Origin of the sequence: Orrella marina, assembly GCF_003058465.1 — a bacterium.
Taxonomy (GTDB): domain Bacteria; phylum Pseudomonadota; class Gammaproteobacteria; order Burkholderiales; family Burkholderiaceae_B; genus Algicoccus; species Algicoccus marinus.
The window spans coordinates 3983262-4001347 of the sequence record NZ_CP028901.1 but is presented as its reverse complement, the minus strand read 5'-3'; the positions used below and the strand labels follow the sequence as shown (position 1 = coordinate 4001347).

Below are 18086 nucleotides of genomic sequence, written 5' to 3'. Positions count from 1 at the left end.
TCATTCTGACCAAGTGACCTGATCGGTCTGCTAGCCGCCAAGATCTGCAGCACGCATGAAAATTCTACGTTGAGATTTCAGCACGGGCACGCTGGCATCAGTCAGGGCGAGCGTGCGGTAGCCTTCGTCATCCATCACCAGAAACCGCTCGGCCACCAGTTGCAGCAGCAAGCGTCGCCACTGTCGCACACTCCAGTCGCAACCGATACCAAAGACGCTAAGCGTGCGATGATCGAACTCCTCGACCCGCCGCGTCTTGCGCCCACGCAGGATGTCGATGAGATGACTCGCACCAAATCGCTGGCCGCGCTCACGCCATAGCCGATAGACAGCTGAAAGCAGCTTCTGGGCGGCGATCGTGACGTCCATGTCTGGCGATCCAGCGAGACAGTTGTCACAGTGGCCACAGGGTGCAATAGCCTCGCCAAAGTGTGCCAGTAGCGTCTGGCGCCTGCAGGTACTGCTGGCACAGAACGCCAGCATCTCTTCATAAGCCTGCTGCTGGACGAGTAGCCGCTGCTGACTTTGCTGCTGATCGGACGGGCGACTGGCCCTTGCCACATCGTCAAGCCCCCAGCACATCCAGGCGACTGCGGCCTGCCCGTCACGCCCTGCGCGCCCTGTTTCCTGGAAATACCCCTCCATCGAACGCGGAACATCGACGTGCGCCACGAACCGTACATCAGGCTTGTCGATGCCCATTCCAAACGCGATGGTCGCCACCATCACACATCCTGGCTGAGATATGAACTGGCGCTGGCGGGTCTGTCGGTCTGCGTTGTCCAGCCCCGCATGGTAGGCCAGGGCAGTCAGTCCTGAATCCCGTAACCAGCTTGCTATCTGTTCGGTGCGGGCACGCGAGGCGCAGTAGACAATCCCGCTGGCCGGATCGTGCCCGGTGTGGTTGATCTCCTGAATGAAGCGAACCAGCTGACGACGCACGTCGTCCTTGGCGACAATCCGGTAATCCAGATTGGGACGATCAAAGCTGGTCCTGAATACCCTTGCTTCAGGCAAACCGAGACGCGCGATGATCTCCTGTGCTGTCGCCTCGGTTGCACTTGCCGTGAGTGCCAGACGCGGCACATCAGGCCAGCGCCGACCCAGCATCGACAGCGTCATGTACTCTGGCCTGAAGTCATGCCCCCATTGCGACACACAGTGCGCCTCATCAATGGCAAACAGTGACAACTGTACCCTATCCAGCAAGCCGGGCAGCCGCTGACCGGAAAGCCGCTCTGGCGACACATACAGAATCTTGACATCTCCTCTCAGGAGTGCCTGCTCTGTCTGGAAATTGTCCTGACCTGACTGGGACGAATCCAGACTCGCCGCTGGCACCCCAAGTCGAAGCAAATGTTCGACTTGCTGGTGCATAAGTGCAATCAGCGGGCTGACAACAACCGCCACCCCGTCGAGCACCAGGGCCGGGACCTGATAGCAAAGCGACTTGCCACCACCTGTCGGCATCAGCACGAGTGCGTCAAACCCCGCAATCACGTGTTCAATGACAGTCTGTTGCGGACCTCTGAAAGACACGTGTCCGAACACCTGCGATAGAACGCGGCTGGCGGGATCCTCAATATTCTGATCAACGACCGGCGCAGTCATCAATCGAACCGCACGGGCTTGAACCGGAAAAGACGCCAGTACCCCAGCACGTTGAAGACGAGCAAGATCGGTGCACAAACCACAACCCCGGCCATCACCCAGCGTAGAGACTCTCTAGAGGCAGCAGCATCCCAGACGGTCAGGTTGTCGAGAACCAGGAACGGAAAATAACTGTAGGCCAGACCACCAAGCATGAGCAGATTCAGACATGCTGCAATCACCAGCGGACTCCACCAGATTTTCGCCTGGGGACTGGTCGCCACGCCTCTTAACTGCCGGTCGAGCACAACAAACCCGGTCAACATCAACACCCAGGCGACAGATGCGATGTGCAGGGTTTCAACATGGGTCCAGCGGTAATAGATGGCCGGATTGGTCAGGGCCAGCACCAACGAGACCGCCACCATGCCTGCGGCAACCCACCTGACTGTCGCAACGCCGACACGCGCTGAAAAATGTCTGATGACACCATTGGACCAGGTCAGCATCCAGCTCGTTGCCAGCACAATGGCGTTTGCAGCCACTGCGATCACCACCAACACAACAAACGCCCAGTCACTCATATCCTGATCCGGACCGTTCACATACTTCGCCAGCCACAAGCCCAGCCCCGCGACGCTGCAGTGTGCCCCAAAGCTAAACAGCATGTTCCAGAATTCCTGCTGACCCATCGATGCACGTGCGCGAAATTCGAATGCCAGGCTTCGCAGTGCCGACCCCGTCACCAGCAACATCACCGGCACGAACATCTCGGACAGCATCGGCTCCCAGCCTATAGGAAACGCTGACATGAAAACCGCGAACAGCAGTAACACCCAGGATTCGTTGGCACCCCGCCAGGCAGTCAGCGCATCGAGCACACGGCTGCGCGCGACCGGTTTGATCCAGGGCATCAGCAGCCCACACCCCATGTCAAACCCATCGAGCACGACCAGTCCAGCCAGAAGAAACAGAACCAGTACGTACAGTGCCAGAGGCATCCAGAACATCGGATCACTGGCGAGCAGACCGGTCGAGGCAGATAAGGACTCGATCATGAGAGCACCGCCTTTGGCCTGTGCACCGTCACCACCCCTGAGGCCAGCGCCTGATAAGTCAGACGCATCCATCCGTACATGACCACCACGACCAGCACACTACTCATCAGAAGCCCCAGAAAGAGATACTGGGTCTGAACCGGGGTGACGAGATCGGCGAACAACAGCTGTCCCACCACCATATCTGCCCCTTTGCCGAGATACAGAAGCAGCCAGAGCCCCAGACACATCAGGGGGCCTGAGATCGCACCAAGCAGTGTCACTCGCCCAAGTCCGGTGGGCTGTGGCTGCGGGCGCCCGGCGTACATCTGGGACAGCGCAACCAGAAGCGCCAGCAGGTGTAACGGCCAGATGATCAGCAAGGCTCGGCCGACCTGGACAAACGCGCTTTCGTGTGGCTCGACATCGGTTTCACCTGCCAGTAATCTGATCACGTTCGACAAATCCCCTGAAGGTCCGGAAAGAATATATTCCCAAAGCGGCAGCACGGCCAGCGTGCACAGCAACCCGATCCAGACCGACAGCCGGATCGCACCAGCAGGCTTGCCAGCCTCGCCGGCCGTGTTCATTTGCAGGGCCCAGCTTGAAACAACCACACTGGAAAGCATCAGCACTGTCGTCAGGCCGACTACGACCAGCTGCAAAGGCAATTGCGGATTGGATATCACCTCGAACCAATCCAGAATCCGGAACTGCCCATCAAGCAATGCCGCACCGGCAGGCGCCCGCATCCAGCTCTCCAGCACCGAGATACCCATCACCACGACACTCAGCCCGATGGCCGTGACGAACAAACTGACTCTGAACACCCCCTGCGTGACACGATGCCGGCTGTAGAGCATCACGCCAAATGTAGTGGAACGGATGGCAAAGGTCACAAGAACGACGCCCAGCAGCAGCGGACCCAGTACATTTCCCATGCGCTCGATCGCCAGCGGCAGGACCAGCCCACTCTGAACCAGCGTCACCAGGCCCAGGGCCAGTGCGCTGTAGGCTGTCAAGGCGAACACGCGCAACCAGAACCGGAACGCATCAGAGTCTTTCCCTCTTGCATAGAGGTCCCAGAAGAACAGCATCCAGATCAGGCCGAGTGCCAGCACTGCAAACGCGTGCAGAAATCCGCTCAGCAGACCCAGCTGGGTCTGGGCAAAGAATAGGCGCATACTTTCCATATAGGCGTAAGTGTAGACGTGTCATGGCAAAATGTGACTTTATGTTTCATGTTCACTTGACACAAGAGAAAGCAAACCTTCCATGACTGTTCCTGAAGTGGCACCTTCCACATCCAATTTTTTGCGTCAAGCCATCGATGCAGACCTGCGAAACAACAAGTTTGCAGGCAAACGCTGGCAGCGTCCGCCCGCAACTGCGCAATCGCTACTTGAAGCCCCACCTGATGGCGCCAGGATTCGGACGCGGTTTCCGCCAGAACCGAACGGATTTTTACATATCGGCCACGCTAAAAGCATCTGGCTGAATTTCGGACTCGCAAAAGAGTACGATGGCATCTGTCACCTGAGGTTCGATGACACCAACCCGGAGAAAGAGGAGCAGGCCTACGTCGATGCCATCATCGACGCCGTTCACTGGCTGGGCTACGACTGGAATGTTGACGGACAGTCCCACCTGTTCTTTGCCAGCGACTACTTCGATGTCATGTTTGAATTCGCCTGCAAGTTGATTGAAGCCGGACACGCCTACGTCGATGAACAGTCACCAGAGCAGATGCGCGAGAGCCGTGGCACCCTGACATCACCAGGCAGGAACAGTCCCTGGCGGGACCGGCCTGCAGCAGAATCACTTGAGCGATTCACCCAGATGCGGGCGGGGCAGCACCCCAATGGCAGTCTGGCCTTGCGCGCACGAATCGACATGCAGTCTCCCAACATGAACATGCGCGATCCCGTCATTTACAGGATCCGGCATGCGCCACACCATCGCACTGCCGACAAATGGTGTATCTACCCGATGTACGCCTGGGCACACCCAATCGAAGATGCGCTCGAAGGCATTACCCATAGCATCTGCACGCTGGAGTTTGAAGACCAGCGTCCTTTCTATGACTGGACACTCGAAACGCTCGCAGACATTGGCTGCCTGAGTCGCCCCCTGCCCCGCCAGTACGAGTTTGCCCGGCTGAATGTAAGCTATGTGGTCACCAGCAAGCGCAAGCTGCTGCAACTGGTCAAGGAAGGCCACGTATCAGGCTGGGACGATCCACGGATGCCGACACTGGCTGGACTGAGAAGGCGAGGATACACTCCACAGGCACTTAAACTCTTTTGTGAGAGGACCGGGGTCTCGAAATCCAACTCCCGGATTGACTACAGTCTGCTGGATCAGGCCCTGCGTGACAGCCAGGACCCTGTCGCGCCCCGCGCAGTGGCCATTCTGGACCCGGTCAAACTGGTCATCACCAACTGGCCCGAACACGAGGAGATACTTTGCACCGCGCCTCGTCATCCGCATATACCTGAAGCAGGACAGCGTGAGTTCCCGTTCGCGCGTGAGGTCTGGATCGAGCGCGAGGACTTCGAGGAAGTTCCACCTAAAAAGTATTTCCGCCTCTTTCCCGGCAACATGGTACGTCTGAAGTATGCCTATGTGGTCAAGTGCACCGGATGCGTGAAGGATGAGCAAGGCAATGTGACCGAAGTCCACGCAGAGTATCTGCCAGACACACGCAGTGGCACACCTGGCGCTGATAGCGTCAAGGTCAAAGGGACTGTGACCTGGGTCAGCGCTCGACATGCCACGCCAGTGAAGCTTCAACTATATGACCGTCTTTTCCGGGAAGCCTATCCGGATGCGGGCGACGCAGACTTTCTGGAACATCTGAATCCTGACTCGGTTCGCACCGTCCAGGGATGGCTCGAGCCGGGAACAGACCTGAAGGCAGGTATCTGGCAATTTGAGCGACTGGGATACTTCGCCTATGACAGCATCGACAGCACCCCGGAGAACCCCGTGATCAATCGTGTGACGACACTCAGAGACACCTGGGCAACCCGTTCGGCATGACTATGACTGACTCAACTCCTTCACTTGAATTCAAAAGCGCAACCCTTTACGCCATTCGCGCGGTCATTCGTGACAGCGATCTTTCCAGGGTGATAGCCGAGCTGAACCAGCGCATGCAGGAAGCAGGAAGCTTCTTCATGGGTGAATCGGTGGTGATCGATGCGTCTGGCCTCGACGAACCCATTCATTGGGAGCCCTTGCTCGAGGCTTTCTCTTCGCACAAGCTTCCCGTGATCGGGATCGTTGCCAGCGAGACGGTGGCAGCTGCGGCCCAGGAGTTCGGCCTGACACGAGTCGAGCTATCAGCCAGCACACAGAGAACCACCACAACGCCACAGCCTGCCTCCTCAGTTGCCGAGCCCGTCCAGGTCGCAACGCCAGTACCTAAAGCCAACGCCGCCCGGCCCGAGGCGGTCACGACATCCGCCGAACCATTACAGCCCGTACCGACGCAGGTGATTCAGGGGCCGCTAAGGTCAGGACAGCGGGTGTACGCCCGCGACACCGACCTGATCGTCATGGGTGTGGTCAGCCAGGGGGCAGAAGTGATTGCTGACGGCAATATTCACATTTATGGTCCACTGCGGGGCAAGGCCATGGCCGGCGCCCGGGGGGATATTCATGCACGGATTTTCACGACTGCGCTGGATGCCGAGCTCGTAGCTGTGGCAGGCGTTTATCGCGTCATCGAAGGCCCGCTTGGTACCGAGATTCGGCGCAAACCTGCAATGGTCTACCTTCAGGAGCAAACCCTCAGGATGGAGCCACTTCGGGACTAAAATGCAGCACCTCTGTGCAGACACGATCTATGTCTGTCATCATGTCACACTGACATTGCACATAACTGTTTTGTAAAAACCGATTTTCAAGTGAGGATACGCACGTCATGACTCGAATTGTGGTGGTGACTTCAGGCAAAGGAGGCGTTGGCAAGACAACGACCAGCGCCAGTTTTTCGTCGGGCCTGGCCATGCGAGGATTCAAGACCGCGGTCGTCGACTTTGATGTCGGCCTGCGTAATCTGGATCTGATCATGGGGTGTGAGCGGCGCGTGGTCTACGACTTTGTGAACGTCATCCAGGGCGAAGCGACTCTGAATCAGGCACTGATCAAGGACAAACACCTTGAGAACCTGTACATCCTGCCAGCATCCCAGACTCGGGACAAAGATGCCTTGTCTACAGAAGGTGTCGAGAAAGTCCTGAATGACCTCAAGGAAATGGGCTTCGACTACATCGTTTGCGACTCGCCGGCTGGTATTGAAACCGGTGCACTCCTGGCCGCCTACTTTGCTGATGATGCACTGGTTGTGACCAATCCGGAAGTATCCTCCGTACGTGACTCGGATCGAGTGCTGGGTATTCTTTCGTCAAAGTCCCGGCGCGCAGTCAAGGGCGAGGAGCCTATTAAGGAATTTTTGTTGCTGACTCGTTATAACCCAAAACGGGTCGAGGGTGGCGAGATGCTATCTCTACAGGACATTGAAGACATTCTTCGCATCAAGCTGATCGGTGTCGTTCCGGAATCAGAGGCCGTACTACAGGCCTCCAACCAGGGCATGCCGTCTATTCACCTGAAAGGCTCTGACGTCTCGGAAGCCTATCAGGATGTTGTGGCCCGCTATCTGGGCGAAGAAAAACCCCTGCGCTTTACGGAGTACGTCAAGCCCAGTCTGTTCAAGCGTCTGCTAGGAGGCAAGTGATGTCTTTTCTGTCCTTTCTTCTTGGCCAGAAGAAGACTTCAGCCAGTGTCGCCAAGGAACGACTGCAGATCATCCTCGCTCATGAGCGCAGTGATGGTGATACATTAGCCCCGGATTACTTGCCGCAACTCCAGAAAGAATTGATGGACGTCATCTCAAAATACGTCAAGGTCAACGTAGATGACATCAAGGTCAACGTTGAGCGACAAGGTTCTCTGGAGGTTCTTGAGGTCAAAATTGAAATGCAGCAGCCGGACAAACCGTGACGCTGCCCAACGCATGCAGCCACTGACTTCTGACAACAAGTGATAGAACAGCCCCCTGTTGCAAGTCTTGCAACAGGGGGCATCGTATGGTGCCCATCATACGTTTAAAAAACAAAGCGATTTAGCAGAGAGCTGCCAGCGCCTGACCCAGACTTGTTCCAGATCTTATGCCGAGCACGTGAAGTTCAATGGGGAATAAACCGCTTCACGAGGTGCTCGCACTCACTCAACGCCTCAATCTAAAGTGGCCCTAGTGGCCCTTTCGAATCCCGGTACATCGCTAAAGCGAGTCTGCTCGAGGTTGCCTCGCAAACAGCTTGGGTGATCCATTGGCGCCTTAAAAGCGACATGGACTTCTGTGGTCGCAGTCCTGAGTCTGGCTTTGTTTCACAGCGTCTTGCGATGCCTTGCTGACAGGCTTGCTTCGGCAATATGTCCGGGTAGAAACAGACGCACTGGTAGGCGCCTGCTGCATCCGCTCTCTCAACCCCGGAGGTTAGTCCAGGGTTGACCATCTATCGAGTGACTGAATGACACGTATGACCGTGCGACAAAAATAAAACGCAGGAAACCATCACTTCAGAGCCTTGTAACGGATGCGTTTGGGTGCTGCACCTGCTTCGCCCAGACGCTTGCGCTTGTCAGCTTCGTACTCCTGATAATTGCCATCAAAAAAGACAACCTGAGAATCCCCTTCAAACGCCAGAATGTGGGTCGCAATCCTGTCCAGAAACCAACGATCGTGGCTGATGACCATCACTGAGCCGGCAAACTCCAGCAAAGCATCTTCAAGCGCACGCAAGGTTTCGACGTCAAGATCGTTGGAGGGCTCGTCAAGCAGCAACAAGTTGCCGCCCTGCAAAAGCGTCTTGGCCAGATGCAAACGTCCCCGCTCACCACCCGAGAGCAAGCCAACCTGCTTGTTCTGATCACTGCCCTTGAAGTTGAAACGTCCAAGATAAGCACGAGCTGGCATTTCGAAGCGCCCGACGGTCAGAAGATCGGCTCCGTCAGAGATCGCCTCAAACGCTGTCTTCTTGTCCTCAAGCGAGTCACGCGACTGATCAACCGAAGCGACCTTGACGGTCTGCCCGACAATCACCTCACCGGAATCAGGCGTTTCCTTACCCGTGATCATCCGGAACAAGGTTGACTTACCCGCCCCGTTGGGGCCAATGATACCGACAATGGCGCCTGGCGGGACTTTGAAACTCAGGTCATCTATCAGCAGCCTGTCACCGAACCCCTTGGAAACATGCTTGAACTCAACCACTTCATTACCGAGCCGCTCGGCGACTGGAATAAAGATTTCCGAGGTCTCGTTACGCTTCTGGTATTCGTGCGAAGCCAGTTCTTCAAACCGGGACATACGCGCCTTGGCCTTGGCCTGCCGTCCTTTGGGGTTCTGGCGCACCCACTCCAGCTCTTTACGAATTGTGCGCTGACGAGCCGATTCCGAAGCCTCTTCCTGCTTGAGACGGTCATCCTTTTGCTCGAGCCACGAGCTGTAGTTGCCCTTCCAGGGAATACCATGTCCGCGGTCGAGTTCCAGAATCCACTCTGCGGCATTATCCAGAAAATAACGATCGTGAGTGACCGCCACAACTGTACCTGGAAACTTGGCCAGATACTGCTCGAGCCAGTCCACACTCTCGGCATCAAGGTGGTTGGTGGGTTCGTCAAGCAACAGCATGTCTGGCTTGGAAAGCAGCAGGCGGCAAAGCGCAACCCGTCTCTTTTCACCCCCGGACAGATGTTCGATCGTCGCATCCCATGGAGGCAGGCGCAGGGCATCTGCCGCGATTTCCATCTGCGCTTCAATATCGTCTGAGCCGCTTGAAGCCGCAGCGGCAATGATTGCCTCCAGCTCGGCCTGTTCTGCGGCCAGCTTGTCAAAGTCTGCATCCGGGTCAGCGTATTCAGCATAGACCTCGTCCAGACGCTTGCGGGCAGCAGATACTGCACCGAGCCCCTCTTCAACCGACTCGCGAACAGTATGCTCTGGATTGAGTTGCGGCTCCTGAGACAGGTAACCGATGTTCAAACCTGGCATCGGTAACGCTTCGCCCTCAATCTCCTTGTCAATGCCAGCCATGATCTTGAGTAACGTGGACTTACCTGCACCGTTGAGTCCGAGCACGCCAATCTTGGCTCCGGGAAAGAAAGACAAGGAAATGTCGCGCAGAATCTGTTTCTTGGGGGAACAATTTTCCCAACCCGGTTCATGGTGTAAACGTATTGAGCCATCTAAAGATACCTGTAACTGGAATAGCGGTTAAGCAATCCATCATTGTAGGCCGACAGGCGTCAATTCCCCAGAAGACCGGATGACTGGACGATACTTAATCGATAACAACCTTTCTGCACGGCCAGTTTGTTTACACTGTCGGTCATATCCTTTGTCCTCCCCCTTTTGTTCTTCCCGAGGCCCCCGAATGAGCAACTCCCCCAACCCTGCAGACTACATCTTGAAATTCTCCGACTCTGAACTGGAGATGCTTGGCCGGACCGCCGATGCTCTGAGCGCATACATGGGCTGTGTTGTTCTGGCCGAGATCGGTGTCAGCGAGGACACAGAATGGGTAATCTTCGGTCGGGCAATCGGCCTGGACGAAGAGTCCTCCGAGGATCTTCTGCACGTCCAGATGGGAGGATCCGGATCGCGCATTCTGGGCCAGAAGGGTGGGATTGAGACCACGGCAGAAACACTGGACTGCGAGTTCCTGTGGGCGATCGAGATCACCGACGACCCGGATGAGCGTTATGTCAGACTCGACCAGGAAGGTGAAGTGTTTGACTCGGCAAGTGAACTCGTCACATTGCTGCCCTTTTCGTTGCAGGAGCCAGTGCAAGCGGCTGCAATGTCGGACGACGAAGATCCCGAAGACGACCCAGGAAACAGCGATGAAGACCGTGACGTCGAAGGTCCTGATGAAAGTCAACGGGATGGCAAGGACGGCACGAATGGCACGACTGGCATGCCTCCTACACTTCACTGAGTTCCTGATACCCGAACGCCCGATCCAAAGAGACTGGTCTGTCCAGCTTGCCTGGACATAGTGTGGCAGGGCGCTGCAGGTGAGATCTACATAGACGTGGGGCTGGGCGCATCAACCTGACTGTCGAATTACCCCAAAATCACCTGACCAACCATTCGGCAACGCAAGAGGCTAGCATCTGGTTCAGAGGAAATCCTTGAACATCGCCTGAGCCCAAGCCAGATCGGCTTCCCACAATTCGAAGCGACGGTCGTTGTCGTCGACCAGTGTCTGGTGAATCTCGTCGTCAACCCCGTACTCGTAACTGAAGCGAACCGCGATCGCCTCCTTGGGATCATTGTTCACCAACATGAAACACAAGTTGTCGATCATTTCGAATGCGAGCTCCTGACCTGCAGCCTGAGCTGCAATGTATTGCGCAACCAGACGTCCCTGCCGGTGTGCCACGTGGCCACTCTTGGGGTAGTGCTTGAAATAAATGGATACCTCTCCGACCGAGTCTCCCACGACAAATACCTGGGGTCATCACGACGATTCAGGTAAAGAGGATCCACATCGGCCCAACCGGTCGGTCTTCCTTGCTCATTCTGACCGATGACATCCGCTTTCCACGCTACGTCGGCGGCCTGATGCGGTGTCATCAGAATAGCGTCATCAAACTTGAAGTCCCCCGCACTGGTACGGATCTGCTTGTTGTAGGGATCCACTTCCTGAACCACTGCGTTGGGAACACGCGTGATGATGTCACTGTAAAGCTCTGCAAATGCCTGTTGGTACCCGATGGTGATGGGCGCAATATTCGGCTTTGGATCGAGAATGACAATCCTGGCCGGTATCTTGTTGTGCTTGAACCACCACGCCATCAGGCATGCGCGCTCATAGGGCGAAGGTGGACAGCGGTGAGGCGGTGGGGGCAACGTCATGACGATCGTGCCTGCCTTGAAACTCTGGATTTTTTTCTTCAGGTACGCATGTTCGGCACTTGGAATGTAAGCACTGGCGTAACGCTCTCTGGTGTATCTGGCCGTTTGAACATCATCTCCGAACCAAGGCTCAAACGCGTAACGGATCCCGCCCGCAACAATGAGCCAATCGTAGTCCAGCCAGCCATCTGCGGTGTGCACTTTCTTTCCGGGCCGGTCAATATCGATGATCTCGGTCTGCACAAACTGATAGCCATACTTCTGAGCAGCCAGAAGATAGGAGTGAGCGAGCATATCCGTCGACACCGCATCGACCAGCCACTTGTTACTCAACGGACACGACCAGAAAAAGGATTGCGATCCAGCACAATCACTTCCAGTTCAGGCACCAGCCGACGGAGGTGGCGCGCGGCGCTCAAACCACCCCAACCGCCACCCGCAATCACCACCCTGCGCTTTCCGTTTCGACGAATCAACTCTCCGACTGGGAAGCTCAGCATCGGGGCCGCGGCAAGCGATCCGGAACCCATCAATGCAGATGCGGCCAGCCCGCGTGTGACAAATGCTCTTCTAGATAATCTGACGGACATGGCTTTGCCGAAAACTCTCGGTCCTGAAAAATTTAAAGGCAGAACGATAACTCAAAATGGAAAACTGGAGACTGGACTCCAGACAGCATCTTCGCTCACTTATCGAGATTATCCTAATTGAAGCCTTGAGCAGGATACGTCCTTGCGTTAACCGACATGCAGGAGCGGGATTAAACCGATTGATCAGTGACAGATTTCGGAGGATCGCCAACATCAAAGAGCCTATCCACCAGGAAGTCGAGGCAAGGTCCGGTCTGTACTGACATATCGGACTCGCTGTCGACTAGACCCATGTGTCGTTACGATCTTATGAGCCTCACCACAAAACACGGATTCTTGTTGGGACAGATACCACTGCGTTCATCGACGAAACACATCCTCAATATGTGAAGCATTCAGGACATTCAAGGCCCATTGCTCGATTGTCTCGCGATTGGCTTGTTCTATCCGGTTCTGGACGGCCTCATCAACCGGACCGAATTTTTGAACCAGCATGGCCCGAAGCATACGTCGCTGGCCTTGCTCCTGACCTTGCTCCAGGCCTTGCTCCAGGCCTTGCTCCAGGCCTTGCTCCAGGCCTTGTTCCCGACCTTTTTCCAGACCTTGTTCCAGACCTTGTTCCAGACCCTTCTGCAGTCCTTGCTCGATCCCTTTCTCCATACCCTCACGCATCCACTTGTGATGCCATCCGTGTGATCTCTCTGCCAACATGTCAATCATCTCCTTGAAACCCGCTTTTGCAAGACTTTCCTGATCTTCATTCGCTGTCGCCACCTGGCGCAGCAATACCGTGCGGACCCAGCAACCAAATGCCTTGCGCACTTCCTCGTATCGAGGTTGCGCAGTCACCCGGTCCACCTGGCGCAACAACTCGAGTGCATCCTCGACACCGTTGTTGTGTTCCAGACGAAACAGCAACCACGCCAGATTGTTCGAAAGATCCGGTGAGTCGACAGCCAGTGCGACCTCACTACACTGGGCTTGTCCGTCGCGCTGGTCTGTCCTGACTTCAGGCGCGCCACCCGGCGCTTTGTCGCGCGCCCAGCGCTCGACCAGTCGCTTCTGATCCACCAAGCAATACTTTAATTTAGGCTGAAACGGCTCGAGCTGATTACCCACAGGAACAACCAGGTCTCTGACCTCCGTGTCCACTTTCCATGGCTCCTCGCCGCTATAGAGCACGAGCGGTATCAGCGCTGGCAGCCACTGAGCGCCGGCCTTGCCCAGCGTCCCTTCGTAGATCAAGCCACGGTAGGTCAGCATTCGCAACGCCATCTGCGGATCACCGCTGGACTGGTGCTCGATATGGACGTAGACATGGGGATGCGCCCGGGCATGCGGCCCATCCATGGCGCGCGCCTGCCACACCAGATCGGCACGACGCTGGGTGCCAGTGTTAGAGACCATGTCCGACGGGACCTGGATCAGGGAGTCAAGATCCATCGTCGCTGAGAGAAACGCCAGCTCAGGCAGCGCCAGCAAGTCCCGAACCATCACTTCGTTTGCCAATAACAGGCGATAACTGGAATCAATATGCATACAGCCGTTTCAATCCACTCACGTTGAGTCGATCCTCCCGTGTTCCGGTACTGCCGCATCCCATGTCTCGGCATTGCATGCCATGCCTGGATGCCCTTGGCGCCGGAGCACGGTCGGAGGTGAACCAACAGAATAGGGGGCTGGAAGAAATGGCAATACCCGTACGGTACTCGTTTGTCCGTGAGGAATGGCACCTGCCGATGTGGTGGCTGGAAAATGAGATGGTGTCGATGCCACTGACCATAAGGACTAACGCCGGCTCAACATTCACGATTGAATCTGTCCATATGCCGAGTTCTGGCTGTTCCTGGGTGGCAAGGAATTGATAGAAGATTACAAACTGACGAGAGGCGATCTCGAGAACACCGGGTCCCATCGCGCGCTGTTAAACAAAGGCCTCCTGCCGCGAGTAACGACAGGAGGCCTTTTCGTGCAACTGAAGCAGAAATGTACTTGCTACATCTGTTCCGCGAGCCTGGAGTCAGCCACGTTATCTGGCTTTCTGAACCGCCTGCTTCCAGGCCTCGATCACAACCGGGTAATCAGCAGCTGCCTTGATCGGATCAGGAGCAACCACTCGGATACTGCTCAGGTTTGGCAGTTCTGTCAGGGCTGCCACATCGATATCCGTGCGGGTCGGACGACGGAAGTTCTGCACCAACTCCGCTTCCTGCACTTCCTTTGAGATCAGGATGTTGTACAGTTGCTCGGCCGAAGCAGCACCATTCTTTGGATTCTTGATGATGGCAACTGCCTCAGGTGCAACGAACGCGCCTTCCTCTGGGTAGACAATCTTGATATCTTTCTGTCCACCCGCGATATAGGAATAGGCCGCGTACTCCATCGTGATACCGAGCGGGTACTCGCCGCTGGCAACGCTTTTATAGACCTGACCCGAGCTTCTGGAGATGACTACATTTGCTGCAAGCTTTTCCAGACCTTCAGCCCCGTAGAGCTGATAGATACCGTATACCTGGTCATACGCGCTACCGGATGTGTTCGGATCACCCATGATGATACGGTCCTTCCACTTCGGATCGAACAGGTCTTGCCAGGTTTCTGGTGGTGAGTCACCCTTAAGCTGCCCCTCGTTGGTCATGACAATCATGACGTGCGCGTTGGCACCGACCCAAAGGTTGTCCGGCCCACGGAACTCCGCCATGATCTTGTCGATCTCTGGTGACTGGTAAGGCTGGAAGTTCTGCTTGAACGCCACCATCGTGCCGAACCCGGCACCCCAGACCACGTCACCAAGCGGATTGGCAGACTCGGCTTCTATCCGCTTCATCAATGCGCCAGTTCCCGCTGTCACTTTCTGGATGGTCAGGTCGGGGGCCATTTTCTGTGCGACATCGGTCGCCGTATCCATGACGTGAACATTGTTCGATGTGTACATGACCGCCTCGTTGGCAACGGCCTGTGAAGCGACCGTAAATGTGAATGCGGTCGCGATCACCGCAGCGACTCCTTTGGGTTTGATGTGATGCATGACTCACTCCTTGATTGACTACGAGGTTAAAGACTCAGTGACCGCGCACCGAGAACAAATCGAGCTTGAGGAACCGGATAGCCAGGTAGACCGGTACCAGAATGATGAACATCAAAATCACGCCATAGGCCGACGCACGTGCGAGGTAACCGGCATCAATCTGGCGATACATCTCGATCGGCATGGTTTCCATCCCGCCAAAATACAGCACGATCGTGGCGGAAATCTCGGACAGCGACGTCACCCACATCAGAATGGCAGCCGCAAGAATGGCGGGCTTCATGATAGGCAGAATCACTTTGAAGAAACTCATCAGGGGTGACACCCCCAGGTTGATCGACGCCTCCTCGATTGAGTCCGGGATGCTATAGAGCGAACCCGATGCAGACCGGATCGAAAACGGCACCTTGCGAACAAAGTAGGCCGCCGCCATGATCAACCAGGTACCCGTCAGAACGATGAATCCCGAGTTGTACGTCTGGATCAGCGCAATACCCAGAACCGTTCCGGAGATGGCCAGTGGCAACATGACCACGTAGTCCAGGATCGACACCACAAACATACGTTTCTTGACTATCAGATAGCTGACGAAGGATGCAAAAGCCGTACCGGCAACCGCTGCAATGCTGGCCAGCGTCAGCGAGTTCAGAATCGGTCCAGGCGCCTGTCGAATAGCCCGATCCAGATTGTCGAGCGTGAAGGTGCCGTAGTTCATCACGGGGCCATTCGACTCAGTGAAAGCACCGACGAGCACAACCATCGCAGGAATCATCGAAATGGCGACAAACAGTAACACCAGCGTAGTCAGAATGACCGCCATGGTGCCCTGCGCCCGGATCGGCCCCGGTGCACGTCCTTGTTGCATCTGGTAAGTCTTGCGTTCGACAATCACCTTCTGCACAAACAGCACCACACCGACCAACACCACTGACACCACGGCGAGCACACTCTGCATCTTGGGGTCACCTCCCATCTCGGACAGGAATGTGATGTATGTCAGGGATGACAGCACGTCGACACGCCCCCCCAGGATCATCGGGATAGAGAAGTTATCAACCGCCAGCGTGAAGACCACCATGGTATTGATCAGGATGGCCGGTGCAAGCACAGGCAGCGTGACAGTCAGCAAACGTCTGAAATCACTCGCGCCCAGATTGGTCGCTGCTTCCTCGATGGTTCCATCAATCGCCTTGAGTGCTGCCAGCATGCCAATATAGGCATAGGTGTAGTCGTTCAGGATCATGGTGTAGGTCATACCGAACCATCCATAGAAGGATGGCAGCTCTATACCGACAAATGACAGTGCGTTCCTGAGCAATCCATTGTTGCCCAGCATCATCAGCCAGGCCTGAGAGACAACAATATCGGGTACAACGATGGTGGCCAGAGGAAGAATGGCAACCACGCCCTTGCCCGGGAACTCATAGCGCGTGACCACATACGCCAGTGGTGCACCGATCAGCATGCTGCCAATCGACGCCATCACACCCAGCTTGACGGTATTGAAAAACGCGTCCAGATAGAGTGGATCGTCAAAGAATGTCCTGAACCCGTCAAGCGAGAAGGCACCGGTATAGAAATCCGTGACACTACGAAACATCAGCGAGGCCAGTGGCCACACCACAAAAAACACAAGTACAACCAACGCCAGCAGGGCAGGAACAACCCAGGGCGCACGGTCTGGCGGCAACCTTCCGATCATGCCGACTGCTCCATGGCAGTCACCAGACGCGCGCTCCCCCCAAAACTCACCTGCACGTCGCGACCCGACTCACACCGGGGATCCTGCGATGCTGGCAGGTCCGCATTGATGGTCGATCCGTCAGCAAGCCGCAGACAGTACGTCACTTTGAACCCAAGATAGCGGCGAAACACGACTGTCGCCGCCACGCTACCAGCGTCAGCAGCAAGCTGATCATCATTACCGGATGTCATCCGTACATGCTCCGGACGAACCGCCAGACAGACCTTGTCCTGCCGGAAAGGCCCACTGACTCGCACCGTCCCTCCTGGAATCGTCACTCGACAGGCATCACCATCTGACTCGATGGTCTGGATATTGATCAGATTGGCTGCACCAATGAAATCAGCGGCATAAGCTGAAAGCGGTTCGCCATAAAGCACCTCGGGGACATCGAGCTGATCGATCCGTCCTCCTTTGAGCAGCGCGATCCGGTCAGACATCGACAATGCTTCTTCCTGGTCGTGCGTCACAAAAACTGTCGTGATCTGAAGTTCCTGTTGCAACTCGCGGATGACGTCGCGCATCTGGATCCGGAGTTTGGCGTCCAGGTTCGACAGCGGCTCATCCATCAGCAAGATGCGCGGTTCGATCACCAGTGCCCGGGCGAGTGCCACCCGCTGACGCTGCCCGCCAGAAAGCTCTCCCGGATAGCGTTTCGGCAGATGACCAAGCTCAACGCGGTCCAGAATACGCGCCACACGCTCCTCAATCTGCTGGCGAGACACACGTCGAACTCTGAGGCCATACGCGACATTGTCAAACACGGTCTTGTCCGGAAACAGGGCGTAGTCCTGGAACACCATACCCGTCTCCCGCTTATGGGCAGGAAGATGCGTGACATCCTCGTCACCGATCAGCACCCTGCCCGCAGTTGGCTGGATAAAGCCGGCGATCATGCGCAACAGCGTGGTCTTGCCACAGCCACTAGGCCCGAGAAGTGTGAAAAATTCTCCGTGCTGAACTTTGAGCGAGAGGTCGTCGATAATCGTGACGCTGCCATATTGCTTGCGCACACGATCCAGAGTGATATCGGCCATGAGAGATGCGAGGGTGGAATGGAGTTGAAGCGATCCGAAACGGTATGACACATTTGTTACGTGTCATAAAGTACCATTATTCCACCTGCACGACTTGTTGCCCGGCACATCACCAATATCTACTTAGT

The 18086-nt window shown here is 56.0% G+C and carries 15 protein-coding genes and 1 pseudogene; 5 read left to right on the top strand and 11 right to left on the bottom strand.

Going from position 1 to position 18086, the window contains the following annotated elements:
• Positions 1 to 30 precede the first annotated feature (30 nt).
• Genes DBV39_RS18190 through DBV39_RS18180 form a run of 3 tightly spaced genes read right to left on the bottom strand, consistent with a single transcriptional unit; the run spans position 31 to position 3811 of the window.
• Positions 31 to 1611 carry a RecQ family ATP-dependent DNA helicase gene (locus DBV39_RS18190; RefSeq protein WP_108622806.1) on the bottom strand — a complete coding sequence of 527 codons (1581 nt, stop codon included), beginning with the start codon at positions 1609 to 1611 and terminating at the stop codon, positions 31 to 33.
• Entirely contained in the window at positions 1611 to 2648 is a 1038-nt protein-coding gene (locus DBV39_RS18185) for a cytochrome d ubiquinol oxidase subunit II (protein WP_159079031.1), read from the bottom strand. The genes DBV39_RS18190 and DBV39_RS18185 overlap by 1 nt, the downstream gene beginning before the upstream one ends.
• Complete coding sequence (locus DBV39_RS18180) at positions 2645 to 3811, bottom strand: cytochrome ubiquinol oxidase subunit I (protein WP_159079030.1); 1167 nt, start codon at positions 3809 to 3811, stop codon at positions 2645 to 2647. The genes DBV39_RS18185 and DBV39_RS18180 overlap by 4 nt, the downstream gene beginning before the upstream one ends.
• A 91-nt stretch (positions 3812 to 3902) precedes the next feature.
• On the opposite strand from DBV39_RS18180, the gene DBV39_RS18175 reads away from it, so the two are divergent.
• The 4 genes from DBV39_RS18175 to minE all read left to right on the top strand — a co-directional run bounded on the left by DBV39_RS18175 (position 3903) and on the right by minE (position 7637).
• Entirely contained in the window at positions 3903 to 5669 is a 1767-nt protein-coding gene (locus DBV39_RS18175) for a glutamine--tRNA ligase/YqeY domain fusion protein (protein ID WP_108622803.1), read from the top strand.
• A 2-nt stretch (positions 5670 to 5671) separates the two neighbouring features.
• The gene (minC, locus tag DBV39_RS18170) at positions 5672 to 6448 is read left to right on the top strand and encodes a septum site-determining protein MinC (RefSeq protein WP_108622802.1); all 777 of its coding nucleotides are present in this window, start codon (positions 5672 to 5674) and stop codon (positions 6446 to 6448) included.
• A 107-nt stretch (positions 6449 to 6555) separates the two neighbouring features.
• Positions 6556 to 7371 carry a septum site-determining protein MinD gene (gene minD, locus DBV39_RS18165; protein ID WP_108622801.1) on the top strand — a complete coding sequence of 272 codons (816 nt, stop codon included), beginning with the start codon at positions 6556 to 6558 and terminating at the stop codon, positions 7369 to 7371.
• A complete protein-coding gene (minE, locus tag DBV39_RS18160; protein ID WP_108622800.1) occupies positions 7371 to 7637 on the top strand; it encodes a cell division topological specificity factor MinE in 267 nt (88 codons plus the stop codon). Before minD ends, minE begins: the two co-directional genes overlap by 1 nt.
• 574 nt (positions 7638 to 8211) lie before the next feature.
• On the opposite strand, the pseudogene ettA reads toward minE, so the two are convergent.
• Positions 8212 to 9884: pseudogene (ettA, locus tag DBV39_RS18155) on the bottom strand (energy-dependent translational throttle protein EttA).
• A gap of 188 nt (positions 9885 to 10072) precedes the next feature.
• Here ettA and DBV39_RS18150 point away from each other — a divergent pair.
• Complete coding sequence (locus DBV39_RS18150) at positions 10073 to 10636, top strand: hypothetical protein (RefSeq protein WP_108622799.1); 564 nt, start codon at positions 10073 to 10075, stop codon at positions 10634 to 10636.
• 183 nt (positions 10637 to 10819) lie between these two features.
• On the opposite strand, the gene DBV39_RS20145 is transcribed toward DBV39_RS18150, so the two are convergent.
• From DBV39_RS20145 to DBV39_RS18120, 7 genes are all read right to left on the bottom strand, one after another.
• The gene (locus tag DBV39_RS20145) at positions 10820 to 11008 is read right to left on the bottom strand and encodes a hypothetical protein (RefSeq protein WP_227870707.1); all 189 of its coding nucleotides are present in this window, start codon (positions 11006 to 11008) and stop codon (positions 10820 to 10822) included.
• Positions 11005 to 11892, bottom strand: a complete 888-nt coding sequence (locus DBV39_RS18145; protein ID WP_227870706.1) for an NAD(P)/FAD-dependent oxidoreductase — start codon at positions 11890 to 11892, stop codon at positions 11005 to 11007. The genes DBV39_RS20145 and DBV39_RS18145 overlap by 4 nt, the downstream gene beginning before the upstream one ends.
• A complete protein-coding gene (locus DBV39_RS20140; RefSeq protein WP_227870705.1) occupies positions 11889 to 12149 on the bottom strand; it encodes a hypothetical protein in 261 nt (86 codons plus the stop codon). The genes DBV39_RS18145 and DBV39_RS20140 overlap by 4 nt, the downstream gene beginning before the upstream one ends.
• A 360-nt stretch (positions 12150 to 12509) precedes the next feature.
• A complete protein-coding gene (locus tag DBV39_RS18140; protein WP_108622798.1) occupies positions 12510 to 13688 on the bottom strand; it encodes an Rpn family recombination-promoting nuclease/putative transposase in 1179 nt (392 codons plus the stop codon).
• Between the two features lie 490 nt (positions 13689 to 14178).
• Entirely contained in the window at positions 14179 to 15177 is a 999-nt protein-coding gene (locus DBV39_RS18130) for an extracellular solute-binding protein (RefSeq protein ID WP_108622796.1), read from the bottom strand.
• A gap of 34 nt (positions 15178 to 15211) precedes the next feature.
• The gene (locus DBV39_RS18125) at positions 15212 to 16879 is read right to left on the bottom strand and encodes an ABC transporter permease (protein ID WP_108622795.1); all 1668 of its coding nucleotides are present in this window, start codon (positions 16877 to 16879) and stop codon (positions 15212 to 15214) included.
• Entirely contained in the window at positions 16876 to 17958 is a 1083-nt protein-coding gene (locus DBV39_RS18120) for an ABC transporter ATP-binding protein (RefSeq protein WP_108622794.1), read from the bottom strand. Before DBV39_RS18120 ends, DBV39_RS18125 begins: the two co-directional genes overlap by 4 nt.
• Between the last annotated feature and the right edge of the window lie 128 nt (positions 17959 to 18086).